The 24,263-nt window shown below is 56.7% G+C and carries 33 protein-coding genes; 15 read left to right on the top strand and 18 right to left on the bottom strand.

From position 1 onward, the window contains the following. The first annotated feature begins 33 nt into the window (after nucleotides 1–33). Nucleotides 34–174, top strand: a complete 141-nt coding sequence (locus A7P96_RS06110) for a hypothetical protein (protein WP_156496290.1) — start codon at nucleotides 34–36, stop codon at nucleotides 172–174. Beyond that, entirely contained in the window at nucleotides 167–652 is a 486-nt protein-coding gene (locus A7P96_RS06115) for a phage virion morphogenesis protein (protein WP_049258199.1), read from the top strand. Before A7P96_RS06110 ends, A7P96_RS06115 begins: the two co-directional genes overlap by 8 nt. Before the next feature lie 247 nt (nucleotides 653–899). Here the strand turns inward: A7P96_RS06115 and A7P96_RS06120 are convergent, their stop codons facing one another. Beyond that, nucleotides 900–1,250, bottom strand: coding sequence for a YgiW/YdeI family stress tolerance OB fold protein (locus A7P96_RS06120; protein ID WP_067525584.1), 351 nt, complete (start codon nucleotides 1,248–1,250; stop codon nucleotides 900–902). A 572-nt stretch (nucleotides 1,251–1,822) separates the two neighbouring features. Between A7P96_RS06120 and yihA the strand changes: the two genes are divergently transcribed. From yihA to xth, 7 genes are all read left to right on the top strand, one after another. Then, the gene (gene yihA, locus A7P96_RS06125; protein WP_067525586.1) at nucleotides 1,823–2,482 is read left to right on the top strand and encodes a ribosome biogenesis GTP-binding protein YihA/YsxC; all 660 of its coding nucleotides are present in this window, start codon (nucleotides 1,823–1,825) and stop codon (nucleotides 2,480–2,482) included. A gap of 226 nt (nucleotides 2,483–2,708) precedes the next feature. Beyond that, a complete protein-coding gene (gene tsaE, locus A7P96_RS06130) occupies nucleotides 2,709–3,191 on the top strand; it encodes a tRNA (adenosine(37)-N6)-threonylcarbamoyltransferase complex ATPase subunit type 1 TsaE (RefSeq protein WP_067525588.1) in 483 nt (160 codons plus the stop codon). Continuing rightward, on the top strand, nucleotides 3,161–4,438 hold the full coding sequence (locus tag A7P96_RS06135) for an N-acetylmuramoyl-L-alanine amidase (protein ID WP_067525590.1): 1,278 nt from the start codon (nucleotides 3,161–3,163) through the stop codon (nucleotides 4,436–4,438). The genes tsaE and A7P96_RS06135 overlap by 31 nt, the downstream gene beginning before the upstream one ends. A 155-nt stretch (nucleotides 4,439–4,593) precedes the next feature. After that, nucleotides 4,594–5,649: a lytic murein transglycosylase B gene (mltB, locus tag A7P96_RS06140; protein WP_156496291.1), complete on the top strand. Its 1,056-nt coding sequence runs from the start codon at nucleotides 4,594–4,596 to the stop codon at nucleotides 5,647–5,649. A gap of 198 nt (nucleotides 5,650–5,847) precedes the next feature. Then, nucleotides 5,848–6,189, top strand: coding sequence for an ISC system 2Fe-2S type ferredoxin (gene fdx / locus A7P96_RS06145; RefSeq protein WP_067438493.1), 342 nt, complete (start codon nucleotides 5,848–5,850; stop codon nucleotides 6,187–6,189). 54 nt (nucleotides 6,190–6,243) lie between these two features. Further along, nucleotides 6,244–6,438 (top strand): Fe-S cluster assembly protein IscX, encoded by a 195-nt coding sequence (gene iscX / locus A7P96_RS06150; protein WP_067525594.1) that lies wholly within the window; start codon nucleotides 6,244–6,246, stop codon nucleotides 6,436–6,438. A gap of 202 nt (nucleotides 6,439–6,640) precedes the next feature. Further along, nucleotides 6,641–7,408 carry an exodeoxyribonuclease III gene (xth, locus tag A7P96_RS06155; RefSeq protein WP_067525596.1) on the top strand — a complete coding sequence of 256 codons (768 nt, stop codon included), beginning with the start codon at nucleotides 6,641–6,643 and terminating at the stop codon, nucleotides 7,406–7,408. Between the two features lie 106 nt (nucleotides 7,409–7,514). Here xth and pyrC read toward each other — a convergent pair whose 3' ends face one another. The 3 genes from pyrC to folP all read right to left on the bottom strand — a co-directional run bounded on the left by pyrC (nucleotide 7,515) and on the right by folP (nucleotide 9,865). Then, nucleotides 7,515–8,552 carry a dihydroorotase gene (gene pyrC / locus A7P96_RS06160; protein ID WP_067525598.1) on the bottom strand — a complete coding sequence of 346 codons (1,038 nt, stop codon included), beginning with the start codon at nucleotides 8,550–8,552 and terminating at the stop codon, nucleotides 7,515–7,517. A 120-nt stretch (nucleotides 8,553–8,672) separates the two neighbouring features. Next, the gene (locus A7P96_RS06165; RefSeq protein WP_067525600.1) at nucleotides 8,673–8,900 is read right to left on the bottom strand and encodes a sulfurtransferase TusA family protein; all 228 of its coding nucleotides are present in this window, start codon (nucleotides 8,898–8,900) and stop codon (nucleotides 8,673–8,675) included. A 122-nt stretch (nucleotides 8,901–9,022) separates the two neighbouring features. Further along, the gene (gene folP, locus A7P96_RS06170) at nucleotides 9,023–9,865 is read right to left on the bottom strand and encodes a dihydropteroate synthase (RefSeq protein WP_067525602.1); all 843 of its coding nucleotides are present in this window, start codon (nucleotides 9,863–9,865) and stop codon (nucleotides 9,023–9,025) included. Nucleotides 9,866–10,387: 522 nt separating this feature from the next. Here folP and A7P96_RS06175 point away from each other — a divergent pair. Both A7P96_RS06175 and A7P96_RS10760 read left to right on the top strand, forming a co-directional pair. Then, nucleotides 10,388–10,744: a hypothetical protein gene (locus tag A7P96_RS06175; protein ID WP_067438504.1), complete on the top strand. Its 357-nt coding sequence runs from the start codon at nucleotides 10,388–10,390 to the stop codon at nucleotides 10,742–10,744. An 84-nt stretch (nucleotides 10,745–10,828) separates the two neighbouring features. Further along, nucleotides 10,829–11,146, top strand: coding sequence for a hypothetical protein (locus A7P96_RS10760; protein ID WP_156496292.1), 318 nt, complete (start codon nucleotides 10,829–10,831; stop codon nucleotides 11,144–11,146). A gap of 8 nt (nucleotides 11,147–11,154) precedes the next feature. Here the strand turns inward: A7P96_RS10760 and A7P96_RS06180 are convergent, their stop codons facing one another. From A7P96_RS06180 to aroE, 6 genes are all read right to left on the bottom strand, one after another. Further along, entirely contained in the window at nucleotides 11,155–11,832 is a 678-nt protein-coding gene (locus A7P96_RS06180; RefSeq protein WP_067525604.1) for a M48 family metallopeptidase, read from the bottom strand. A 219-nt stretch (nucleotides 11,833–12,051) separates the two neighbouring features. Further along, entirely contained in the window at nucleotides 12,052–12,771 is a 720-nt protein-coding gene (locus A7P96_RS06185) for a 7-cyano-7-deazaguanine/7-aminomethyl-7-deazaguanine transporter (protein WP_067525606.1), read from the bottom strand. Between the two features lie 108 nt (nucleotides 12,772–12,879). Further along, nucleotides 12,880–13,302: a hypothetical protein gene (locus A7P96_RS06190; protein WP_067525608.1), complete on the bottom strand. Its 423-nt coding sequence runs from the start codon at nucleotides 13,300–13,302 to the stop codon at nucleotides 12,880–12,882. A 56-nt stretch (nucleotides 13,303–13,358) separates the two neighbouring features. Next, complete coding sequence (locus tag A7P96_RS10765) at nucleotides 13,359–13,517, bottom strand: hypothetical protein (RefSeq protein ID WP_156496293.1); 159 nt, start codon at nucleotides 13,515–13,517, stop codon at nucleotides 13,359–13,361. 118 nt (nucleotides 13,518–13,635) lie between these two features. Continuing rightward, nucleotides 13,636–14,121, bottom strand: a complete 486-nt coding sequence (gene queF, locus A7P96_RS06195; RefSeq protein ID WP_067525610.1) for a preQ(1) synthase — start codon at nucleotides 14,119–14,121, stop codon at nucleotides 13,636–13,638. Nucleotides 14,122–14,302: 181 nt separating this feature from the next. Further along, nucleotides 14,303–15,118 carry a shikimate dehydrogenase gene (gene aroE, locus A7P96_RS06200; RefSeq protein ID WP_082887956.1) on the bottom strand — a complete coding sequence of 272 codons (816 nt, stop codon included), beginning with the start codon at nucleotides 15,116–15,118 and terminating at the stop codon, nucleotides 14,303–14,305. 204 nt (nucleotides 15,119–15,322) lie between these two features. Here aroE and A7P96_RS06205 point away from each other — a divergent pair, with 204 nt between their 5' ends. After that, the gene (locus tag A7P96_RS06205; protein ID WP_067526339.1) at nucleotides 15,323–16,018 is read left to right on the top strand and encodes a Bax inhibitor-1 family protein; all 696 of its coding nucleotides are present in this window, start codon (nucleotides 15,323–15,325) and stop codon (nucleotides 16,016–16,018) included. 354 nt (nucleotides 16,019–16,372) lie between these two features. Here A7P96_RS06205 and A7P96_RS11240 read toward each other — a convergent pair whose 3' ends face one another. The 8 genes from A7P96_RS11240 to A7P96_RS06240 all read right to left on the bottom strand — a co-directional run bounded on the left by A7P96_RS11240 (nucleotide 16,373) and on the right by A7P96_RS06240 (nucleotide 21,373). Next, nucleotides 16,373–16,732 (bottom strand): DUF6348 family protein, encoded by a 360-nt coding sequence (locus A7P96_RS11240; RefSeq protein ID WP_231863646.1) that lies wholly within the window; start codon nucleotides 16,730–16,732, stop codon nucleotides 16,373–16,375. A gap of 83 nt (nucleotides 16,733–16,815) precedes the next feature. Continuing rightward, on the bottom strand, nucleotides 16,816–17,310 hold the full coding sequence (locus A7P96_RS06215; RefSeq protein ID WP_067525612.1) for a hypothetical protein: 495 nt from the start codon (nucleotides 17,308–17,310) through the stop codon (nucleotides 16,816–16,818). A 106-nt stretch (nucleotides 17,311–17,416) separates the two neighbouring features. Beyond that, complete coding sequence (gene purH, locus A7P96_RS06220) at nucleotides 17,417–19,009, bottom strand: bifunctional phosphoribosylaminoimidazolecarboxamide formyltransferase/IMP cyclohydrolase (RefSeq protein WP_067525614.1); 1,593 nt, start codon at nucleotides 19,007–19,009, stop codon at nucleotides 17,417–17,419. Between the two features lie 234 nt (nucleotides 19,010–19,243). Further along, nucleotides 19,244–19,621 carry an SH3 domain-containing protein gene (locus A7P96_RS06225; RefSeq protein WP_369799154.1) on the bottom strand — a complete coding sequence of 126 codons (378 nt, stop codon included), beginning with the start codon at nucleotides 19,619–19,621 and terminating at the stop codon, nucleotides 19,244–19,246. Then, entirely contained in the window at nucleotides 19,543–19,749 is a 207-nt protein-coding gene (locus A7P96_RS11245) for a hypothetical protein (RefSeq protein WP_231863647.1), read from the bottom strand. Before A7P96_RS11245 ends, A7P96_RS06225 begins: the two co-directional genes overlap by 79 nt. 74 nt (nucleotides 19,750–19,823) lie before the next feature. Beyond that, a complete protein-coding gene (locus A7P96_RS06230; protein WP_067438530.1) occupies nucleotides 19,824–20,489 on the bottom strand; it encodes a tol-pal system YbgF family protein in 666 nt (221 codons plus the stop codon). Then, nucleotides 20,480–21,172, bottom strand: a complete 693-nt coding sequence (locus tag A7P96_RS06235) for an O-methyltransferase (RefSeq protein ID WP_067525616.1) — start codon at nucleotides 21,170–21,172, stop codon at nucleotides 20,480–20,482. The genes A7P96_RS06230 and A7P96_RS06235 overlap by 10 nt, the downstream gene beginning before the upstream one ends. 15 nt (nucleotides 21,173–21,187) lie before the next feature. Further along, nucleotides 21,188–21,373, bottom strand: a complete 186-nt coding sequence (locus tag A7P96_RS06240; protein WP_003823186.1) for a DUF3460 family protein — start codon at nucleotides 21,371–21,373, stop codon at nucleotides 21,188–21,190. A 157-nt stretch (nucleotides 21,374–21,530) separates the two neighbouring features. On the opposite strand from A7P96_RS06240, the gene pcnB reads away from it, so the two are divergent. From pcnB to A7P96_RS06255, 3 genes are all read left to right on the top strand, one after another. After that, the gene (pcnB, locus tag A7P96_RS06245) at nucleotides 21,531–22,904 is read left to right on the top strand and encodes a polynucleotide adenylyltransferase PcnB (RefSeq protein ID WP_067525618.1); all 1,374 of its coding nucleotides are present in this window, start codon (nucleotides 21,531–21,533) and stop codon (nucleotides 22,902–22,904) included. A gap of 131 nt (nucleotides 22,905–23,035) precedes the next feature. Then, nucleotides 23,036–23,530: a 2-amino-4-hydroxy-6-hydroxymethyldihydropteridine diphosphokinase gene (gene folK, locus A7P96_RS06250; RefSeq protein WP_067525620.1), complete on the top strand. Its 495-nt coding sequence runs from the start codon at nucleotides 23,036–23,038 to the stop codon at nucleotides 23,528–23,530. Between the two features lie 70 nt (nucleotides 23,531–23,600). Then, on the top strand, nucleotides 23,601–24,260 hold the full coding sequence (locus tag A7P96_RS06255) for a deoxynucleoside kinase (RefSeq protein ID WP_067525623.1): 660 nt from the start codon (nucleotides 23,601–23,603) through the stop codon (nucleotides 24,258–24,260). The last annotated feature ends 3 nt before the right edge of the window (nucleotides 24,261–24,263 follow it).

The raw sequence follows: 24,263 nt of genomic DNA on the forward strand, positions 1-24,263 counted from the left end.
AGCGGCGATGTACAAGTCGACCGTGCATACGATTTGAGTTCCATTTTATTGAGCTATAACGGCCTGACCATCCGTCTAGACGGACATCAGGCATTCGTCATCATGCAGGGGCTGGCCGAGGTGTTGAACTACGAACTGTTAGAACGCGCACTCGGGGAGGAAGACGATGCTTGAAATCAGCCTGGACGACAGCGACCTGAAACGCGGCCTCGGGCAGCTGCTGCACAATGCCCGCCACCCGCGCCCGATGATGCGAGCCATTGCCGCCGAGCTGCTCAGCATCACCGAAGACAACTTCGCCCACGAAAGCTGGGGTGGTAGGAAATGGCCGGCTACCGCTCGCGGCGGCAAAATCCTGCAAAAGAGCGGGCAGCTGGCCGCCAGCATCCACACTGCCTCCGGCAGCAACTTCGCCCGCATCGGCACCAACAAACCCTACGCCGCCATCCACCAGTTCGGTGGCACGGTCAAAGCCAAAAACAAACCCTATCTGGTATTCAAAGTCAGCGACGGCTTCCGCAGGGTCAAACAGGTCAAAATCCCCGCCCGTCCCTACCTGCCGATGAGCAAAGGCGGTACACTTCAGGCCGGCGCCGAATCCCGCCTGCTGGATGTCGCCCTCGATGCTTTGGCACGGGGTGTCCGAAAATAAAAAAGCGGGCAAATCCGCCCGCTCTATTTTGTTGCACCCAGTGCAACGTTGTTACAAATTTCCCATCCCCCTTCATCCATCCTCATCCAACTTAATCCCATTTATCTCACAGACCCCTTATATTTATCTCACTGGGTTTCAGGAAACCGGGAAAGGCTACTTGAAGGATATGGCGTCAATTTTAACGAGACTCTAATGTGTTCGTTTTAACTTCGTTGAAGCTTGCGCTTTCAGGTAGCCTTCTTGCTTACTGGATGCGGGTAACAGCTTTCACATCCACTTCGGTGCGGCGCCATTCTTGATCGATTTCAGCTTCGATGCGTACTTTATCGCGCGGGGAAACGTTCAGGCCACGCCATACGTCATCGTCGATTTCCACTTCGATACGGCCGCTGGCATCGCGGAAGATATAGTGTTCGTGGCGCACTTGGCGTTCGATGTAGCCTTCCAAGATAACGTAGCTGTCGTCCGGTACGCTGCGCAGGGCAGAAACGCTTACGGCATTTGGGGAGGCAGACGCTTGGCCATTTTCGGAGAAGCCGGCGGAAGCGGTGGCGGATACGGCTAACAGGGCGGTGAAGAGCAAAGCGTTTTTCATGGTGTTTTCCCTTATTCAAGATTGTGGTTTATCGGGCGGCAACCGGTGTTGCCTGAGTTGATGGCTCGCATTATAGGCAGGCAAGCTTAGCGGAAAATTAGGGTTGCGTGAAAAAATGTAAATTATGCAAACTGGCAAAAGCTGCCTATAGTGGGTGAATTTAAATCAGGGTGCAGCGGTATGGTTTAAATTTATCCGCTATAAAACAATCCGGCCGTATCCATTGCGGGATTCGGCCGGGCGGAACTACACGGCTTATTGTAAACCTTGAGTAAAGTTGTCCGCAGCATCCATTTCTTCGTTGCTCATGCGTTTGGCAATGTTGCTCATGATGGAGTTGGTGCGCTGGCCGCTTTGTGTAGATGCGGAGTTGGTCTACCACACAAGATTTGTGCTGACCGGCCAGGCGTGGGTAAGCCACTGTACCGTCTTTCTGGGTTTGGTTGCCCGGAATGCCCGCGCTACAGGAGCCGTGCCACGACATACATGCAGGCAAGCTACCACGATGCGTGCCTAATCTCTATTTTTATAAACGTGGTACTCTATACTAAATTTTACTTTTTGTTCTAGCTATGTCGCTTTTTAAAAACGCCAAATTTTATACCACCGTTAATCACTTAAGAGACCTACCCAATACCTCTGCCGAAATTGCTTTCGTGGGGCGCAGCAACGCCGGCAAATCCAGCGCCATCAATACGCTCACCGCCCACACCCGCCTGGCTTATGTTTCCAAAACCCCAGGCCGCACCCAGCATATCAACTTCTTCAGCTTGGCTAATGGGCACTATATGGTGGATTTGCCCGGCTACGGCTATGCCCAAGTGCCCGAAGCCGTGCGCGCGCATTGGGTGCAGCTGCTTGGCGGCTACCTGCAAACCCGCGCCCAGCTTATCGGGCTGGTGTTGGTGATGGACGCGCGCCATCCGCTCAAGGAGCTGGACAAGCAAATGCTGGAATTTTTTGCCAGCACCGGCAAACCCGTGCATATTTTGTTGTCGAAAGCCGACAAACTTTCCAAAAACGAGCAGATTAAAACCCTCGCTGCCGTGTGCCGCGCCCTCCAGCCTTTTGCCGAGCGACAAGCGGTAGGGGCGCAACTGTTTTCCAGCCTGAAAAAACAGGGTATGGAGGAAGTGGATGCCGTAGTGGCTGCATGGTTTGCGCAATGGGAGGCAGAATATGCCCGGCCGGAGAGCGAACAGGTTGCCGAAAACGGAGAAGAGGCTACCTGAAAAACGAAATAGTCGAAAATTGATTAGCCCGTGGCTGAAACCATTATTTTCCATGCTGGGTAAGCCAGCACCTTATGAAGTGATATGCCCCGCGGTAGAGAGAAACCGATTTTCAGGTAGCCTCAGTTATGGCTACCTGAAAAGCTGCTAAAGCAACATCAACAGGCTAGCTGAAAGCCGCATGGTTTAAACTTTCCCAACAGTATTTCAGGTTATAATCCGCCGCATGCAAAAATCTCTCTCTCTCTTTCTCAACGGCGAAGCCGCCACTGAAGCCTTCGGCAACCGCATCGCGCCCGATTTGGCCGCACCGCTGGTGGTGTGGCTGGAAGGCGATTTGGGCGCGGGCAAAACCACGCTGGTGCGCGCTATTTTGCGCCGGCTTGGGCATGCGGGCGCAGTGAAAAGCCCCACTTATGCCATTGTGGAAAGCTACCGGTCAAACGGCCTGGCGGTAAACCATTTCGATTTATACCGCTTTGCTGCGCCGGAAGAGTGGGAAGATGCCGGGCTGGGCGAACTGTTTGCCGAGCCCGCACTCCATTTCATCGAATGGCCGCAACGCGCTGTAGGCTTCGTGCCCACAGCCGATTTGCGTATCGCGCTGCAAAACAGCGGCAGCGGCCGTGTCTGTACCCTTTCCGCAGATTCCGAAAAAGGCAAGCAACTCATCGAATTATGGCAAAACTTACCCGCCGAACTTTCTTAAGCAGCGGCGCCGGCCTGCTGCTCCTGAGCATTGTGCCCACGGGCGAAGCGCACGGCACGCCGCAGTTTGTGGCCGTGCGCATTTGGCCGGCCTCTTCCTACACCCGTGCCACGCTCGAATCCACCCGCCCTCTGCAACATAAATACTTCCTGCTGGACAACCCACGCCGCCTGGTGGTGGACATTCAGGGAGCGAGCCTCGATAGCGTGGTGCAGAGCCTGCCGCAGAAGCTCAGCCGTAGCGACCCGTATGTGGCCGGCATCCGCGTGGGGCAGTTCAACCCCGACACCATCCGCGTGGTGATGGATTTGAAAACCGCCGTGAACCCGCAAGTGTTTGCGCTTACGCCGGTGGCTAATTTCAAACACCGCTTGGTGATCGACCTCTATCCCACCCAGGCTGTGGCGTTGGCACAAGAAGCGAACGATCCGCTGATGGCGCTCTTGCAAGACTACACCAATGGCCGTATCCGCCAAGACGGCACCGCCACTGCGCAGGCGCGAACCACCAGCGTGCCGCCGGTACAAAATCATGCCGGCGGCAACCGGCGCGGCAACCGCAAGCTGGTGGTGATGCTCGATCCCGGCCACGGCGGCGAAGATTCCGGCGCGGTCGGCCCCAGCGGCCTGCGCGAAAAAGACGTGGTGCTTTCGATTGCGCGCGAAGCCAAACGTGAAATGGAGCGGCTCGGCTATCAGGTGTACATGACACGCAATGAAGACGTGTTTATCCCGTTGGGTGTGCGCGTGGCCAAGGCACGCAGCCGCAAAGCCGATATTTTCATTTCGATTCATGCCGATGCCTTCACCACACCGCGGCCGCGCGGCACCGGCGTGTATGCCTTAAGCCGGGGTCGGGCTACCAGCGCTGCCGCCCGCTGGCTGGCGCAATCGCAAAACGCCTCCGACCAAATTGGCGGTATCCGCGTGAGCGGCAACCGGCAGGTGGACCACACGCTGTTTGACCTGGTGCAAACAGCCACCATCAACGACAGCTTGCGCCTGGGCAAATCGGTGCTCGACGAAATGGGCAAAATCAACCGTTTGCACAAAGGCCATGTGGATCAGGCCGGCTTCGCTGTGCTCAAAGCGCCGGATATTCCGTCGATCTTGGTGGAAACCGCCTTCATTTCCAACCCCACCGAAGAGCGGATGCTGGCCAGCAGCCAGTTCCGCCAAAAAGCCGCCCGCGCCATTGCCGCCGGGGCGCAGCAATATCTGGCCACGGCTGCGGTGGCAAGGCGTTAGCTGCTTGGCCGGTAGCCGGCAAGCGTTAAAGGCTACCTGAAAAGGCAAACCCGTTTGTAGAGGCAGGCGGGTTTACTTTTTCAGGTAGCCTTTGCATTCGCGCCGGGTTGGCTGCCTGTGCTACACTTCATGCATTGTTTGTTTGCTTGGAAATCATGATGAAATTGAAATTTGCCCCCGCTTTAGCCGTTTTGTTTGTGTTGGCCGCATGCAGCAGCGAGCAGCCGATTACGCCTGTGCCGGAGGCACAGAAGGCGGTGCCGGAAGCATCGACTTTGCCGGTGTCGGAAACCGGGTTCAGCCAAAATGCCGAGGTGCAGCGTTTTATCCGGCAGCAGGCCGGATTGGGTGTGATGGGCGAAGGCCAGTTGCAGCAGTTTTTCGCGCAGTCGGTGTATAAGGGCAATATTGTCAACATCATGAACCGTCCCGGCACGTCACGCCCGTGGTATGAGTTCCGCAGTGGCAATGCCGGCGCGGGCAAAATCAACGGCGGCCGCCGTTTCTACCAGCAATACCGCCAAGTGCTCGATCAAGTGGCGCGCGAATACGGCGTGCCGGCGGAAGTGTTGGTGGCAATTGTGGGCATTGAAACTAACTACGGCAGCAATATGGGCAGCTTCCGCCTGGCCGATTCGCTGCCCACGTTGGCGTTCGGCTATCCGCGCCGGGGCGAGTTTTTCCAGCAGGAGCTGCATGAATTCCTGCTGATGGCCAAAGAAGAAGGGCGCGATCCGTTCAGTTTCACCGGCAGCTATGCCGGGGCGATGGGGATGCCGCAGTTTATACCGTCGAGCTACCGCAAATGGGCGGTGGATTACGATGGCGACGGCCAGCGCAACATTTGGGGTAGTGTGCCGGATGTGGCGGCTTCGGTGGCCAACTATCTGAAGGCGCACGGCTGGCAGCGCGGCGGCAAAGTGATGGTGCCGGTGTCGATGGTGCCTACGACGGAATTGCTGGCGCTGATTGATGAAAAAACTGCACTGAATAAAACCGTGGGCGAGCTGCGTCGAATGGGGGTAACGCCGCTGGAGGAAGTGGCCGACCACGAAAAAGCCGTGCTGTTCCGCCTGGAAACTGCGCCCGGCCAGTATGACTACTATATCGGCCTCAACAATTTCTTCGCTGTTTGGCAATACAACCACAGCCGCCTGTATGTGAGCGCGGTGCGTGAAATCGCCAACGGCGTGGGCGGCGGCAAGCTGTAGACCACGTTGCAACAAAGGCTACCTGAAAAGCGATTGGCTGTTTTCAGGTAGCCTTTGGTTTGCACAAATAAAACGCTGTTTTTGTATTGGGCCATCTGTGCAGCAATAGAGGCTGGCTGAAAAGCAATCAACTGTTTTCAGGTAGCCTTTTCCGTTACAATACGCCACTCAAAAAATTCAGCCAAGAAAGCACACACCATGCCCAAAGTAACCATCTTGCCGCACAGCGAATTGTGCCCCGAAGGCAAAATCATCGAAAACGCCCCCGAAGGCGAAAGCATTTGCAGCCTGTTGCTCGACAACGGCATCGAAATCGAGCATGCCTGCGAGCAATCCTGCGCCTGCACCACCTGCCATGTGATCGTGCGCCAAGGCTTCGACAGCCTGGAAGAACCGAGCGAAATCGAAGAAGACCTGCTCGACCAAGCCTGGGGCTTGGAAGCCGAATCGCGCTTGAGCTGCCAGGCCAAAGTGGCCGGCGAAGATTTGGTGGTGGAAATTCCCAAATACACCATCAACCACGCCCGTGAACATCATTAAGCCTGGCGCTCCCCAGCCGCCGGCCGTACACATCTAGTTTCAGGTAGCCTCATCATGAAATGGACCGACACCCAACGCATCGCCGAAGAGCTCTTCGACCGCCATCCCGACATTGATCCGAAAACCGTCCGCTTCACCCAGCTGCGCCAGCTCATCCTCGATTTGCCCGAGTTTGATGACGACCCGCAGCGTTGCGGCGAGCGCATCCTCGAAGCCGTGCAGCAGGCTTGGATAGACGAAGTCGAGTAAGCAGCCAGCCAATATAGTGGATTAACAAAAACCAGTACGGCGTTGCCTCGCCTTGCCGTACTCCCTGTACTGTCTGCGGCTTCGTCGCCTTGTCCTGATTTTTGTTAATCCACTATATTTCAATTCCATTGAAGCACACACTTTCAGGTAGCCTCACTATCGATGCAGGCTACCTGAAAAATTCATTCCGAAAGCAAACGCCATGAAAATCGCCACTTGGAACGTAAATTCCCTCAAAGTGCGCCTGCCGCACGTGAGCGACTGGCTGATTCAGCATCAGCCCGATGTGCTCTGCCTGCAAGAGCTCAAGCTGGATCAAGATCAGTTCCCGCTTTCCGCCTTCGAAATGCTCGGCTACCGCGCCGTGTGGAGTGGGCAGAAAACCTACAACGGCGTGGCCATCCTCAGCAAAGAAGAAGCGCAAAACGTGCACACCGGCCTGCCCGCCATGCCAAACGACCCGCAACGGCGCGTGATTGCCGCCACCATCGGCGGTGTGCGCGTGGTGGACGTATATTGCGTGAACGGCGAGGCCGTGGGCAGCGAAAAATTTGCCTATAAGCAGCAATGGTTTGCCGCGCTGGCCGAATTTATCCGCAACGAATTGGAGCAACACCCGGAATTGGTATTGCTTGGCGATTTCAACATAGCTCCCGCCGATTTGGATGTGTACGACCCCGAAAAATGGCAGGGTAAAATCCTCTGCTCTGCCGAAGAGCGCGCCTGGTTTCAAACCCTGCTCGACCTCGGCCTCACCGACAGCCTGCGCCGCCTGCACCCCGCCGAACCGCTCTACACCTGGTGGGACTACCGCATGAATATGTTCCGCCGCAAACTCGGCCTGCGCATCGACCACATCCTCGCCAGCCAAGCTCTGCTGCCACGCCTTACCGCCGCCGGTGTAGACACCGCTCCACGCGCGCTGGAACGCCCCAGCGACCATGCGCCGGTGTGGGCGGAGTTTGAATAGCACATCGTTGCCGCAATGAAAAAGGCTACCTGAAAGCAATGCCTTGGCGAAACCGAGGTTGGGCTTTCAGGTAGCCTTTTTGTATCAAAATCAGAGCAAGCAGGGCTTACGATTGCATCGTCCAAGCCACGCTGCCGCCGGCGCGCATGGGGACGAGGTTACCGCCGTTGCCGATGGGGAAACTGTTGGGCACAGTTTGCGCTTGTTTCACCAGGGTGATGGTGTCGGTATTTTCCGGCAGGCCGTAGAAGCGGGCGCCGTTTTTCGAAGCGAAGGCTTCGAGTTTGCCGAGCGCGCCAATTTGCTCGAAGGCTTCGGCGTAGAGCTCGATGGCGGTGGCGGCGCTGAACATGCCGGCGCAGCCGCAGGCGTTTTCCTTGGCGTGTTGCGGGTGCGGCGCGGAGTCGGTGCCGAGGAAGAATTTGTGCGATTGCGCGCCGGATACGGCTTCGAGCAGGGCTTGGCGGTGGCTTTCACGTTTGAGCACGGGCAGGCAGTAGTGGTGCGGGTGCACGCCGCCCACCAAGAGGTCGTTGCGGTTGAGCAGCAGGTGCTGCGGGGTAACGCTGGCGGCGAGGTTTTCGCCGCTTTGGCACACGAGGCGGGCGGCTTCGGCGGTGGTGATGTGTTCGAACACGGTTTTGAGGCCGGGCACTTTATCCAGCATGGGCAGGAGGATGCGCTCGATGAATGCGGCTTCGCGGTCAAAGATGTCGATGGCCGGGTCGGTTACTTCACCGTGTACCAGGAAGCGCAGGTCTTGGGCGGCGATTTCTTCAAGCACGGGCAGGAGTTTGAACAGGTCGGTTACGCCGCTGTCGGAGTTGGTGGTGGCGCCGGCAGGGTAGAGTTTGAAGGCAACGATGCCGGCGGCTTTGGCTTCCCGCACCAGGGCGGGGGTGGCGTGGTCGGTGAGATAGAGCGTCATCAACGGTTGGAAGCGGCTGCCGGCGGACAGGGCGGCGAGGATGCGTTCGCGGTAGACCAAGGCATCGGCCACGCTAATCACTGGGGGCTTGAGATTGGGCATGATCACGGCGCGGCCCATCTGGTGGGCGGTGTGCGGCAAAACGTGGCGCAGGGTGTCGCCGTCGCGCAGGTGCAGGTGCATGTCGTCGGGGCGGAGGAGGGTGAGGGTTTGCATGGTAGGGGCTTTCGTGATTTGGAGCGTTATATTTTCAGGTAGCCTTTGGATGCCGGGCGGATAAGGCTACCTGAAACCGTGTTGCAAGATTGGTTAAAACGATATTGCGGTGAAGCCGGGTTATTTGTGTTGGATCACCAAAACGAACACGCCGTTATCCGTACCGGAAGCGAGCAGCTGGTGGCCGGTTTGGCGGCAGAAGGCGGCGAAGTCGTCGGGGGTGCCGGGGTCGGTGGCACGCACGGAGAGTATCTGCCCGGCTTCCAAAGTGGCCAGCGCTTTTTTGGCGCGGAGGATGGGCAAAGGGCATTTGAGGCCGCTGAGGTCGAGCTCCAGGGTGGGGGACATGATGGTGGTTTCTATATGGTTGGGTGGGAGTGGATTATAGCGGAAAGTGGGGTGTGGACTGAGCCTGTGGTGAAAAAAAGGCTACCTGAATTTTCAGGTAGCCTTTTTAATGTGGCAACAGCCTAGTGCAAAGCCTGCCACACTTTCAATGCGTCGGCGGTGGCTTTCACGTCGTGCACGCGCAGGATGGCGGCGCCGCGTTCGGTGGCGGCTATGGCGGCGGCAACGCTGCCGTGGATGCGTTGGGCGGGGTCGGCCTCACCGGTGATTTCGCCGATCATGCGTTTGCGCGATACGCCGATGAGCAGGGGTAGGCCGGTTTGTGCCTGCAAATCGGGCAGGTGGCGCATGAGTTGGGTGTTGTGCTGGAGGGTTTTGCCGAAGCCGAAGCCGGGATCGAGCACGATGCGTTCGGAGCAGATGCCAGCGGCTTGGCAGGCTTGGGCACGGGCTTTCAGGTAGCCCGCCACTTCACTTACTACGTTTTGGTATTGCGGGTTGTTTTGCATGGTTTCGGGCAGGCCCTGCATGTGCATTAGGCAGATGCCGGAGTTGGGGTAGGCGGCGAGCAGTTCGATGGCACCGCTGTCTTCCAGGGCGGATACGTCGTTGATGATGTCGGCCAGGCCCTTGCCGAGCAGGCGTTGCATGATGGCGGTGCGGCGGGTGTCCACGCTGAGCGGGACGTTCCATTTGATGATTTCGCTCACGATAGGTTGCAGCCGTGCCCATTCTTCTTCGGGGGAAACGTGGTCGGCACCGGGGCGGGTGGATTCGCCGCCGATATCGAGAATGTGTGCGCCTTCGGTAAGCAAGCGTTCGGCATGGGCGAGGGCGGCGCTGCTGCTGCGGGAATAGGTGCCGCCGTCGGAGAAGGAATCGGGGGTAAGGTTGATGATGCCCATGATTTTGGGCGTGGATAAGTCGATGCGAAAGCGCCCGGCTTGCCAAGAGGGTTGTGTCATGTGAGGCTACCTGAAAAAGAGGGAAAACAGAATTATAAGCCTGCGCTGAGAAAAGGTCTTCTTTGTTGTGCTAGGTAGTGGAAATAGGATTAGTGCGGTGTGTTTGAAACGAAAATAGCTGAAAAAATGATATTATGCAGTGAAAAAATAGTTAGCTTGAACAGTGTTTAGCGGCGGCTAGGGCGCGGATATTTTTGGCCTTATGGGATTAAGAAACAAAAATATCATGGCACTTGGGTGTGGGTGCCAGAAGTTGCTGTGCATCAAATGCATACAATATATGTCGGTGTTAATATTTACTTTGAAAAGTAAAAGGCATATACTGCGATTCAGCGTTGAGGGTGGTGGAAAAGCTTTATACAGCCAGCTGCCTAGTCCAGCTAACTAATAGAAGCAGGTGATGTTGTTTGGATAATAAGGCCTGCCAAGCCTTCCTGAGTTACAAAGTAGAGAGTATGAATTGGTTTCGGGAAGCTTTAAATTATTTGTTTTTATTTTGTTTTTGTGGAGATCTTGTCGAAAATGAATTACGATAAAACCGTAGCGGAAATGTTGAACGTGGATGGTGCCCTGGCTGCCGCAGTAGTGGATTACTCCAGCGGTATGTTGTTGGCCGGTGGCGGTAGCCCCTCAATCGATTTGGAAATTGCCGCCGCAGGTAACACAGAAGTAATCCGTGCTAAAAAGAAAACCATGCAAATGCTTGGTTTGAAGGATGAAGTAGAAGACGTTTTGATGACCCTAGGTACCCAATATCACCTGCTGCGTCCGCTGCCCCGTCATGACGGTCTGTTTCTGTACTCTGTGCTGGACAGAAGCAAAGCTAACTTGGCTTTGGCTCGCCGTTCTCTGATTAACGCCGAACGCAACTTGGGCTAATTGCAATATTCGAAACCGGCTGTCTATTACCAGACAGCCGGTTTTTATTGTTTGCTACACAGGGCATGGTGCGGGAAAAATACAATGACCTATGCACCTTTTCTACTATGCACTTGCCGTAGCCAGCAGCAGATTTTGCACCGCCATGTGGACGCGCACGGCCACCAAGGGCTACCTAAAAACAGCCCCGAAGCCGATGCCTACTTGCGCGCTGTCGCCCGATGTTTTAAATCGCGTGCGTGCGGTTCCGCACATACCCTATGCACCCCGCAAAGGGAAAGGCTACCTGAAAACGGTTGGTTGTCGTGGGGGCGTGGGCAGGCAGGCTGTTGTCTGAGTATTAAAACCGCATGTGTGTGTTTCCGCGCACTTTGCGCGTCCAGCAACGGAAAGGCTACCTGAAAATTGTTTTAGCCCAGCAGGAATAAATCACGGCCGTGTTGTTTAAGCCAGGCGGTAGCGGCGGGTCGGTGCGGGGTGTGTTGTTCGACTTCTGCCCAAAAGGCAGGGCTGTGGTTGGGGTGGCGCAGGTGGGCGAGTTCGTGCACGCAGACGTAGTCGGCCACATATTCGGGTGCGCCGACGAGCCGCCAATTGAGGCGGATATTGCGGCGGCGGCATACGCCCCAGAAGGTTTTGGCGCGGCTAAGGGCGGTGTGCTCTGGAATAAGTTGCAGGCGCTGGACGTGTGCGGCAAGGCGGGAGAGGAGATAGGCTTCGGCCAGTGGCTGGAGATGTTGGCGCAGGAGGGCTTGCTGCTGCGGCCATTCGGCTGCGGGCAGGAGGATGCGGCCAGTCTGGATTTGGATGGCGGCTTGGGCGTGGGATTGCAGTTGGTGTGGCTGGCCGTAGAGCCAGAGATGGCCGGGGGCAGTAGGCGGGGCAGGGCTTCGCCGGAGCATTTGCTGCAGGGCAGTTTCATTATATTGCAGCCAGCGGCGCAACTCGGGCAGACTTAGCTGTGGAGGAATGCTGAGCCGCAGGCTGTGTTCGCCGTGTGCCCGCAGGATGATGTTTTTCTTGGCACGGCGGCTGAGGTGGAGTTGGATGGTTTGGCCGTTGGCGAGGGTGTGGGTGAGGAGCGGCATGGCGGTTTTCAGGCAGGATTTTGGGGTTAGTGTAAGCAAATATGGTTTCAGGTAGCCTTAGGCTACCTGAAAATATTTATGCTGGTGCAACCACATCAGCCAACAACTGGCAGACCTACGTCCGATATTTGTGCCTAAAACTGCTGTTTAGTATGAATACCCGACCTGCGGTTTGATGTTTCAGGTAGCCTTTGAGCAAACAAAAGGCTACCTGAAAGTTTAATTGGATTGACCGGCGGCTTCCGGCTGGGCGGATACGGCTTCGACGGCAACAGCTTGGTGTAAGGTGGTGAGCTTGCGGGTGAGGATGTTGAGGATGAGGCCGTAGGCGGGCAGGAAGAAGAGTGTGCCGATCACGAGTTTGAACAGGTAATCGACAAAGGCGATGTGCGGCCAGTTGGCGGCCATAAAGGCATCGCTGCTGCCGGCGAAGGCGATGGAGAAGAAAAGCACGGTATCCACGGCGTTGCCGGCAAAGGTGGAAGCGGTGGGGGCAATCCACCAGGATTTCAGCTGACGCAGGCGGTTGAACACGACAATATCGAGAATTTGACCGACGGCATAGGCAGCAAAGCTGGCCAGGGCGATGCGGAACACGGGCATCACGAACACGGCAAGCGCGCTCCAGCCTGTCCACGCGCCTTCTTGGAACAGCACGGAAAAGGCATAAGAAACGAGCAAGGCGGGGAACATAACGAAGAAGATAATGCGCCGGGCGAGGCTTTGGCCGAAGATGCGCACGGTTAAATCAGTGGCAAGGAAGATGAATGGGAAGCTGAGCGCGCCCCAGGTGGAATGCACTTCAAAGCCGTTGGGCAGGGTTATGCTGAAGGGGAACTGCACGAGATAGTTGCTGGCAGCAATCACCAGGATGTGGAAGAAAACGAGCCAACGGAGGGCTTGCTGCTGTTGGGGGGGGGTGAAGCGGTAGTTTTGCATGAATGGTCCTTAGTTTTGGTTTAGATAAAAATCTGCGCGGGAGGGTTGCGAACCGCGCTGGGGTTGGAAACAGGGTTTCAGGTAGCCTTTTGGTTAATGCGGCAAAACTTAATCTTCGCCGCCTGCTTCAAAGGAGAAGCTGAGGCCGGCAAACCATTGGCTGAAGTGGTCGGCAATTTTTTGGTAGAACAAATCGCTGTAAATCAGCCAAACGGATTGGTTGGGCAGGAGGAACAGGCGGCCTTCGTTGTAGCTGCCGATGGTAAAGCCCTGCTGCATTTCTTCCAGCGATAATTGCGGCCCATCGCTGCGGGTTTCGGTGGCTTTGAAGTAGAACTCGGGGTTGGAGAGGTCTGCGTAGTAGGGCAGGCCATTGCGGTCTGTTTTGCACAATAGCTTGGGCGGTTCGAAATCCACATTTTTACCTTCAGGTGTTTCATACACTTGGATAGCATGTACTTGGGCAATCATAGCGAGGTATTCGGCAGGAAGCGGCTGACCGGCGTAGTGGGTGGGCAGGGTGTGGGGCATGATGTTTTCTATAAATTTAGGAGATAGGCGTATATGCTACCTGAAAAATATGGCTGCTATGTTTCCTGCCCAAACTCTGCCTGCATGATTTGGCAGGCCTGTTCAAAAACGGCTTGTTCTTCATTGTCGAAAACCGGCAGGGAGAGGGTGAGTCGTTTGGCTTCGTTTAGGCTGATGCGGCGGTTGGCTTGCACGAAGGCAATACAGGCCAGCAATGCCGCGCCGTGCTGTTTCAGCTGCTGAACTTCGGCAGCCAGTGCTGCGTTCTCCAGCGGAGGAAGAGCGGAGGAAGAGAGGCGGCACGGTTTTTAATTTCAGCAATCGGCATGGGTTTCAGCTAGCCCGTAGGCTTAGCATATCGTGTGTAAACAGCCGCTCGCGCGCCATTTGCTCGAACGGTGTGCCGGGGCGGCCATAGTTGGCAAACGGATGGATGGCAATGCCGCCGCGCGGGGTGAATTCGCCGAACACTTCAATATATTTCGGGTTCATCAGTTTGATGAGGTCTTTCATGATGATGTTGATGCAATCTTCGTGAAAGTCGCCATGGTTGCGGAAGCTGAAGAGGTAGAGCTTGAGCGATTTGCTTTCCACCATTTTGATGTCGGGGATATAGCGGATGAGGATGGTGGCGAAATCGGGCTGGCCGGTAAGCGGGCACAGGCTGGTGAATTCGGGGCAGACGAATTTGACGAAGTAATCGTTGCCGGGGTGTTTGTTGTCGAACGCTTCGAGGATTTCGGGGGCGTAGGTTGAGGGATATTGCGTGCCGGTGTTGCCCAGCAGGGAAAGGCCGCTGAGCTCTTCTTTGTTGCGCATGGGAGTCCTTAGTTTTGGTAACGCGGGAGGGTTGCGAACCGCAGTTTGGAAAAAAGGAGCGGATTATAAAGGATTTTTAGGCTACCTGAAAGCGCGGCTTCAACGAAGTTAAAATGCAGTTTCCGCCGGAAGCTGAGTTTCTGCGAGGCCAAGTTTTCAGGTAGCCTTTGGCAGGTTTGCGCTAAATTTCTCCGGTGCGCAGGGCGGCGAGGACGGGGGCGGTTTTTGGGGAAAAGCCGCGCCAGAGGCGGTAGGATTCGGCGGCTTGTTCCACCAGCATGCCCAAGCCGTCGGCGCTGCGTTGTGCGCCGGATTCAGTGGCGAAATGCATAAAGGTAGTGGGCTCGTGGCCGTAGGCCATGTCGTAGGCGAGTTCGCATTGTGCAAACACGGCAGGGGCAATGGCGGGCACTTGGCCGCTCAGGCTGCCAGAGGTGGCGTTAATAATAATATCGAAACCGGCGGCAGGCAGCTCGCCCAACTCGGCGGCACAGATGCCGAAAATGGCAGCCAGCTCTTGCACTTTGGCAGCGGTGCGGTTAGCAATAGTGAGACTGGCTGGGCGGCATTCGAGTAGAGGCAGAATCACGCCGCGCGCTGCACCGCCGGCGCCGATGAGGAGGATGCGCTTGCCGGCTAGGGCTACCTGAAAGTTGCGGCCAATATCGGCCACCAAGCCGAAGCCATCGGTGTTGTCGGCGTGGATTTGGCTGTTCCCCTGCCTAATCAGCGTGTTGGCTGCGCCGGTTGCGCGGGCGCGCTCGGAAAGGCTGTCTGCCCAGGCATAGGCATCGGTTTTGAAAGGCACAGTTACGTTTGCGCCCGCGCCGCCCGCAGCGAAAAAGGCGGCGGCAGTTTGGGCGAAGCAGCTCGGTTCGGCCAGCAATCGTTCATATTTGATGGTCACGCCTTCTTGGGCGGCAAACATTTGGTGGATAGTTGGTGAGCGGCTGTGAGCCACGGGGTTGCCGAAAACGGCGTAACGGGAAGCAGGCATGGTGTGCAGCAGAGAAAAGAAAAGTGCTGAATTATAGCCAAATATATGCCTCAACGCTTGCAAAGCTGCCATGTCGCCCCATCTTACTGTTTGACTGCCGAAGCAGGCAGCAGCGGCCGGCTGAATTTTTTGCAAACGGCGTATTTGCTGCTACAATCAATATTCGTTTCTTTTTTATTTGATATTCAAGAGGAGTTTTTCCACATGCAACCACGCAATGTTTACGATTACACCGACGTGGGCAGCAGCGTTTCCGCACAAAGCACCATTTTGCGTAAAACCTACGGCTTGCTCGGGCTCTCGTTTCTTCCGGCGGCTGCCGGCGCATTCGTCGCCATGGCCACCGGTCTGAGCCTGTTCAGCTTTACCGGCAACTATTGGATTGCTGTGGGCATTTTCTTCGCCTTTTTCTACGGCATTAGCTTTCTAATCGAGAAAAACCGCCACAGCAATGTGGGTGCTGCCCTGCTGATGGTGCTCACTTTCGGCCTGGGCTTCACGCTGGGTCCGATTTTGAACTACAGCCTGGCGCTTTCCAACGGCATAGAACTCATCGGCATTGCCGCCGTCATGACTGCCGCCGTATTTCTGAGCATGGCAGCCATGGCCAAATCGCCCACCTTCCAAACCAACAGCATCGCCCGCTTCGTTAGCGTGGGTTTCGTGGTGGCCGTTATTGCCATGGTTGCCAGCTTCTTCCTGCAGATTCCTGCACTCTCGCTCACCGTATCTGCCTTATTCTCAATCGTCAGCTCAGTGTTGATTATGTGGCAAGTGCGCGTGGTAATTGAAGGCGGTGAAGACAGCCACATTAGTGCCGCGCTGACTTTGTTTGTTGCCATCTACAACATCTTCGTCAGCCTGCTGCGCCTGCTGTTGGCATTTGCCGGTGAAGACTAAGTCGCTTTAAGTAGATTGGATAAAGGCTACCTGAAAAATTTCAGGTAGCCTTTTGTTATGGAAAAATATATAGCTCAACGTTATTACGCTGAAGCCAACGGCTTGAGCATGATGCACCACCATATGCTGTAATAGGCTTCTTTGCGCGGCTAGGGGAATTGGGCAAGCTGTTTCTCGGCAGCGGCATTGTCTTGGTTGTCTATCATAAACTCTGCATTCAGTGTTTCGTTTTCGGCTTGGGCATAAAAAAGTGGATTAATGATATTGCGTTTTCATGGTTTGCCATACCACTATCACTGGCGCCTTTGGTCACCCAGTAACCCAGAATTGCTTGAAAACTTTCACCGTTGCAGCTTATCCAGATTTCGTGTGGGCAAGGTTTTCACCGGTATTGAACGCATCGAGCAAAATGTGCAGGCTGTTGGTGCAGAAGTTGTGTAGGTTGCGCGAGAGGGCTTCTTCCAGGTTTTCGCCGATGCCGTCGCAGCATTCGTAGAGTTCGCGCCCGTCGGGCAGGGTAATGCCGACATCAAAACGGCTCACCACCGCACCGTTGCCGTGTTGGTGCGGAAACGCCCAGGTTTCAAGCTGCACGGGCACGGCGAAATTGGGCAGGATTTTTTCGCCCTGCGTTTGGCAGGCATAGCCGTGGGCTTGCAGGATTTCGGCGAGGGCCTCGTTGAGGTTTAGGGTATCGAGTTCTTGAGGCTCCATGAGTTTGTTCTTGAGGCTACCTGAAAAATATGGTGGCTGGTAGGACTATGTTGTTAGCGATTCTATCAAAGTTTGGTGTAGCCTTAGTGCTGTTTGGTCATTTCGCTAATACAGCGCCGTACGCTGCGTTTAAATGAAACCAAGCGGTTTCCTGGCGTGGCGGAGTAGATGTCGTCGACCAAACAGCGGCCGTTTGGGCTGCATTGCAGCACGAATTGCACTTGGGTGGCCGAGAAATCGCCGGGAAACTGCTGAAATACGGCTTCGATTCGGCCGTTGGCCAGTGGCCGGATGTTCAGCGTCCGGTTTAGGCTGGCTTGATCCCAATCCTGCCCGGCAATAATCGGGTCGTAATCGATGCAGCCGACTTCGTTCGGTGCTGTATGCTGTTTGTCTTCTTGGTATACAGCCTGTAGATCGGCGGAAAAATGGCGTTCCGGATGTGCATGAATGGTATTGCCGTTTTGATAGGGTACATATAGGCTATGGATCAAGGCCAGTTTTTGTGGGCGGAAATTGTCTGCCCCAGCTGTTGTGGCGCAGGCAAGCAATAGGGTGGTCAAAATATATTTTTGCATATTGCTTCTCCTAATAATTGTGGGCTGAAACAATGTTTCTTCATTATATCAGTTATATAAAAGGCTACCTGAAACTTTCAGGTAGCCTTTTGCCATACGGAAAAGCTTAATGCCTGAAATGCCGCACGTCCGTTACCACCATGGCGATGTCGTGTTCGTCCGCCGCATCGAAGACTTCCTGATCGCGCATCGAGCCTGCGGGATGGATGATGGCTTTGATGCCCTGTTCGGCAATCACGTCCACGCCGTCGCGGAAGGGGAAGAAGGCGTCGGAGGCGGCGCATGCGCCGTTTAAGTCTAGGCCTGCGTCCTGCGCTTTGCGGGCGGCGATGCGGGTGCTGTCCACGCGGCTCATTTGGCCTGCACCAATGCCGTAGGTTTGACCGCCTTTGCCGAATACAATGGCGTTGGATTTGACGTATTTTGCGACGTTCCAGACGAACAGCAAATCGTTCCATTCCTGCTCGGTCGGTTGGCGTTTGGAGACGACTTTCAAATCGGCGCGGCTGATGCGGTGGATGTCGGGCGTTTGTACCAACAGCCCGCCGCCGACGCGTTTGAGTTCGAAGCGATTCGCGCCTGCTTCGAGCGGGGTTGTTAGAGAAATTTGCAATACGCGCACGTTTTTCTTGGCGGCGGCGATTTCGAGTGCTTCGGCGGTGAACTTCGGCGCCATCAAGACTTCCATAAATTGGTTGTCGGTAATCTGTTGCACGGTTGCGCCGTCGACTTCGCGGTTGAAGGCGATGATGCCGCCGAACGCGCTGGTGGTATCCGTGGCGTAGGCGAGTTTGTAGGCGGTCAATGTATCGCCTGCAACCGCGACGCCGCACGGATTGGCGTGTTTCACAATCACGCAGGCAGGCGTGTCGAAGGATTTGACGGCTTCCCAAGCGGCATCGGCATCGGCAATGTTGTTATACGACAATTCTTTGCCTTGCAGTTGTTTGTAGGCGGCGAGGCTGCCTGCGGCGGGGTACACATCGCGGTAAAACGCGGCGCGTTGGTGCGGGTTTTCGCCGTAGCGCATGTCTTGAACTTTAATCCAGCTTTGGTTGAACTGGCTCGGGAATTCACCGATTTCGGGCGTGCCGCTCAACACGTCGTCTGAAAGCGAGGTTAAGTAGTTGGAAATTATGCTGTCGTATTGGGCGGTGTGGCTGAACGCCTTGCGCGACAGGTTAAAACGGGTTTTGTCGCTCAACGCGCCGCCGTTGGCTTCCATTTCGGCGGCGATGGCGGGGAAGTCGGCGGTGTCGGTAATGATGGCGACGTGTTTCCAGTTTTTCGCGGCGGAGCGCACCATGGTCGGGCCGCCGATGTCGATGTTTTCAATCGCATCTTCCAGCGTGCAGTCGGGCTTGGCGATGGTGGCGGCGAAAGGGTAGAGGTTCACGCACACCAGGTCGATATTGCCGATGTCGTGTTCTTCCATGGTGGCAACGTGATCAAGCAAATCGCGTCGGCCGAGGATGCCGCCATGGATTTTCGGATGCAGGGTTTTCACGCGGCCATCGAGCATTTCGGGGAAACCGGTGTAGTCGGATACTTCGATCACGGGAATGCCCGCATCGGCAAGCAGCTTCGCTGTGCCGCCGGTGGAGAGGATTTCGACACTGAGTTTATGCAGGGCTTGGGCAAATTCGACTGCGCCGGTTTTATCGGACAGGCTGATGAGGGCACGTTTGATGGAAGGCATGGGGGAGTCCTTTTGTGGTAGCTGGTGGGAAGGGGAGAGGCTACCTGAACAGAGCTTCCGAAGGAAGTAAAGTTTCTGCGAAGCTAAATTTCAGGTGGCCTTTATGGCAGGCATTTCATGTAGTGAATTAACAAAAACCGGTATGGTGTAGGTTCGCCTTGTCGTACTGATTGTACTGTCCTCGGCTCGCTGCCTTGTCCCGATTTTTGTTAATCCACTATATGAGGAGGGCTGTTAATTTACACGCCGCAGCTGGCTTTTGTGGATATAGCCTTGGAATACGGCATCGTTGCCGTATTCGTCTTTTTCGGTGTATACGCCCTGGTTGTCGTATAGCAGCCAGTTGTCTTTGCTCAAACCTGGAACAATTTGCACGCGTGTGCCGTTGGATAGCGTTTTGATGATTGGGGCTCTGCCAGTTGGGCAGCCAGGGTGGATGCTGTGGACATTTGCTGAGCCGTTAGGGCTGGCGACAATGTAGTTTTGCACAATAACGCCCTGGTTTTGGTGCACAAATCCGATGCGCCGGCCATCTAGGCGGATGTGGTACCAATTGCCCTGCCTGCTGAGGATTTCGCGTTGTGCGCTGCGGTAATCCAGCCTGGCGAGGATTCTGCTGTTGGCATTGGGCGCGGTGCGGACGTTTGCCGTGCCTCGGCTTCGATGTGGGGCAGGAAGTAGTCTGCAGCTTGGGCAGACAGGCTGGCGGCGGTGAGTAGGGCGGCTAGGAAGGTTTTCATTTGGAAGGGCTTCTGTTTGGGCTTAAAAGCCTGGTGGGCAAGGGGCTACCTGAAATTTCAGGTAACCTCATTCATCAACGGTTGTTTTGGATACGTTGATTAGCGCGGTGGGCAGCTGGGCTATTGGGGTAGGTTTGCATCAGCTTGCGCCAGGTGGCGCGGGCGATGTCTCGCTGCTGCATGCCCCATTGGCAGTGGCCGACACTGTAAAGGGCCTCGGCGGCTTTGGGGTTGGCGGCGAAGCGGGCGGCGAAGCGTTGGCCGGTGAGGATGACGGATTCGCAGTTGCGCAGTTTTTCGTGGCTCTGCATGAGCAGGAAGAGGGCGTTTTGCTCGGTGCGGCCGCCGCTGCCGCTGCGTTCGGCGAAGCGCAGCTGCTGTAGGGCCTGGCTGTAGAGGCCGCTGCGATAGAGTTGCAGGGCTTGTTGATAGGCTTGCTCTTGCGGGTTTTCAGCCGGAGTGGTGGCAGGCTCGGCACTGCTGTGGCTGGTGCTGCGGCGGGAGGCGGCTCGAGCATCGAGGAGCTGAGCGAGCTGCTGCTGGCGTTGTTGCAGTTCGCTAATTTGGCCGCGTAGTTCGACAATTTGTTGTTGCAGCTGGCTGATTTGCTGGTTGTGGGCGGTAAGTTCGGTTACGATGCGCTGCGAGGGTTGGGGGCTGCCGGCGGCGGATGGTCGTGTGGGGGGGAGAGCGGTACAAGCAGCGAGGCCGCAGAGGACAGCTGGAATAATCAGGCGCATGGGGTTTCCTCGGGATGACGTTTGCGCAGCAGTGTAAGGCCGTCGCCCAGGGGCAGGGTGAGGGCGGCGACGCGGGAGTCGGTTTGCAGGGATTGGTTGAAGGCGCGGATGCGCTCGATGGATTCGGGCGCGGGCTCGGCATTTTCCTGATACACGCGGCCGCCGAGTAGGAGGTTGTCGATGGCGATGAGGCCGCCGGGGCGCAGCAGGGTGAGGCAGCGTTCGTAGTAGTGGGCGGTGGGCGGTTTGTCGGCATCGATAAGGGCGAAATCGTAACTGCCGCTGCGGCCTTGCTCGATAAGTTGGTCGAGCGTGATGAGGGCGGGCTGGAGGTGGAGCTCGATTTTGTGTTCCACGCCGGCTTCGCGCCAGAAGCGGCGCGCGGTGTTGGTGTAGGTGATGTTGATGTCGCAGGCGGTGAGGCGGCCGTGTTCGGGCAGGGCGAGGGCGACGGCGGTGCTGCTGTAGCCGGTGAACACGCCGATTTCGAGGCAGCGCTCGGCGCGGATGAGCTGCACGAGAAAGGCGAGGAGTTGGGCTTGCTCGGCGGCCAGGTGCATTTTGCCCATGCGGTGCTGCGCGGTGGTTTGGCGCAGGTATTGCAACACTTCTGCTTCGGACGGGTTGATGCTTTTCAGGTAGCCTGCAAGGCCGGGGGGCAGATGGTCGGTGGCTGCGGTCATGGCGCGGCGCGGAGTTTAGTAGGAATAGTAGGTGTAGGGTTTTTTGGCGACTTTGCCGGCGGCGAAATCGGCCTGCTCTTCGGGGTTGAGCTCAACATCCCACAACAGGCCGCGGTTTTGGAGGCGGCGTTCTTGCTCTTCGGGGTGTTCTTCAATGTATTTTTGCAGGAACTGGGTGGCGTCGGATTGGTAGTTATACATGGCGTGTTTTCCTGTGGTGCGGGGTAGCGGCGATTATAACGGAAAGCGCTTGGTTTGGCAGCCGTTGTGGCGAAAGGTTATACTGCGCACTTTATCTTAAGCACGCGCCTGCGTGCACGCCGCAGGCTACCTGAAAAACAAGAAGAGAATACCCCCTATGCTGACTAGATGGCTGCGCAAAATCCTGCCGGGCAAACCTGAAGCCGCCTCAACACATTCACACAAACAGGTGCTGCCGCAAAACGAACACGGCATCACGCCGGACAGGATCAGCTATGCGGCAGAAAAGGTAGTGTCGCGGCTGCAGCAGGCCGGGTTTGAGGCTTATGTGGTGGGCGGCGCGGTGCGCGATTTGCTTTTGGGCATCGAGCCGAAAGATTTCGACGTAGCCACCAACGCCCGCCCCGAAGAAGTGCGCAAAGTATTCCGCCGCAGCCGCATCATCGGCCGCCGCTTTCAGATTGTGCACGTGATGGTGGGGCCGGAAACGATTGAAGTCACCACCTTCCGCGGCGGCAGCCGCCCTGCGCGGCAAAACGAACACGGCCGCATCATGCAAGACAACAGCTACGGCAGCATGGAGCAAGATGCCGCCCGCCGCGATTTCACCTGCAACGCTCTGTATTACAACCCCGCACGCGGGGAAATCACCGATTTCCACCACGGCGTGGCCGACATCCGCGCCAAACGGCTGGTGATGATTGGCGACACCCGCGCACGCTATCAGGAAGACCCGGTGCGCATGCTGCGCGCCGCCCGGCTTTCCGGCAAACTCGGTTTTCAGGTAGCCCCCGATACCGCCGCGTCGATTACCGAATGCTTGCACCTGTTGCCCAAAGAGCCGCTGGCGCGCCTGTTCGATGAAGTGATGAAACTCTTGTTTTCCGGCGCAGCCATCGACTGCCTCAAACAGATGCAGGCCTTGGGCATGGATGGCCAAAGCGTGCACCCCCTGCTTGCTTGCGCCTTGGAAAGGCTACCTGAAAACCAAGGGCGCGGCATCGTGGCGCTTACTCTCAACAGCACTGACAGCCGCCTGCGCGCCGACCAAGGCGTATCGGTGGGCTTTGTGCTGGCCGCCGTGTTGTGGCCGCAGGTGCGCGAAGCCTGGCAGCGCGCTCAGAATAGCGGGCTCAGAACCATGCCCGCACTCAGCGCCGCCGTAGCCGAAACCCGCGCCCACATGGAAAAAGGTTGGGGCGTGCCGCACCGCTTCACCGCCTCGATGCGCGAAATCTGGCAGCTCCAGCCCCAGTTCGAGCACCGGCGCGGCGCCCGCCCCTTCCGCCTGCTTGCCCAGCCCCGTTTCCGCGCCGCCTACGATTTCCTGCTGCTGCGCGCCCGCGCCGGCGAAGTGGAGCAGGGCATCGCCGACTGGTGGACAGCCTTCCAAGAAGCCGATGAAGAACAGCGCAAACAGATGATTCAAGCCGCCGAACAACGCCCAGACAGCGGCGACGCACCGGCCAAAAAACGCCGCCGCCGGCGCAAGAAGAAAACAGGCGCGGCGGATAAGGGCGCGGCTGAATAGGCGGGATTTGCTTGAAGTAGCCGTAGGCCGGATTCCCGAATCCGATACCTCATTCAAAGGCTACCTGAAAATCCCGCCGACTCCGTTTTCAGGTAGCCCAATTCCAATCACTCCATGATTAAACACACCAAATGAAGCAAGCTATTATTGCCTTGGGCAGCAACCTCGAGCAGCCCGTTTCCCAACTGCAAAGCGCGCTGGCCGCGCTGGCTGCGCACCCGCAAGTGCAGGTGCTGGCGGCTTCCTCGTTTTACCGCACCGCGCCGGTGGGCTATGCCGATCAGTCCGACTTCATCAACGCCGCAGCGTTGCTGGCTACCGATTTGCCCGCTGCCGAACTGCTCGCACTGCTGCACCAAACCGAAGCCGCCGCCGGCCGCGTGCGCAGCTTCCGCAATGCCCCGCGCACGCTGGATTTGGACTTAATCGACTACGCCGGCCAAACGCTCGACAGCCCAGCCTTGCAGCTGCCCCACCCACGCGCCCATCAGCGCGGCTTCGTGATGATTCCCCTGGCCGAAATCGCTCCGCAGCACATCCTGCCCGGCCAAACCGCCACCGCTGCCGAGCTGGCCGCTGCTCTGGGTAATGAAGGCGTACAACGTTTAGATGAAACAGACAGTTAAGTTTTTCAGGTAGCCTTTAAACGGCTGCCTGACCCCCGAAAGGCTACCTGAAACATTCCAAGGAGAAACTATGCAGTCAGACTACCGCTACATTGTTGTGGAAGGCCCCATCGGCAGCGGCAAATCCCCGCTTAGCCGCAAGCTGGCCGAGCATTTCGGCTGCACCCTCATCAGTGAACAGCCCGAGCAGAACCCGTTTTTGGAGCAGTTCTACCTCAATGCCGCCAACCACGGCCTGGCCGCCGAGCTCTACTTCCTGCTACGCCGCACCGAAACGCTCAACCTCATCGCCGCTGCCGACGAAATCGGCAATGCCAACCACAGTATGCAGCGTGTGGTGAGCGATTTCTTATTGGAAAAAGACCAGATTTTCGTGCCCACCATCCTGCGCGAAGACGAGCAGATGCTGTATTGGCAGCTCAAGCAAAAAATCATGCCCGAAATTCCCGTGCCCGATTTGGTGATTTACCTGCAAACCAGCGCCGGAGCCGCCGAAGCGCAGCTGCACAGCCGGGGCGACAACCACATCAACCTGTTCCCGCCCGGCTACCTGCAGCAGGTGCACGAGGAGTACCACCGCTATTTCTACCTCTACGACCGCGCCCCGCTGCTGATTGCTAATACCGAAGAGCTGGATTTTGTGAACAACCCCGACCACTTCCAACTGCTGCTGCATGCCATCGCCAATATGCGCGGCAGCCGGCATTATCTGAATTTGAGCGAACGCTAGGGC

The organism is Eikenella sp. NML03-A-027 (genome assembly GCF_001648395.1).
Lineage (GTDB): Bacteria > Pseudomonadota > Gammaproteobacteria > Burkholderiales > Neisseriaceae > Eikenella > Eikenella exigua.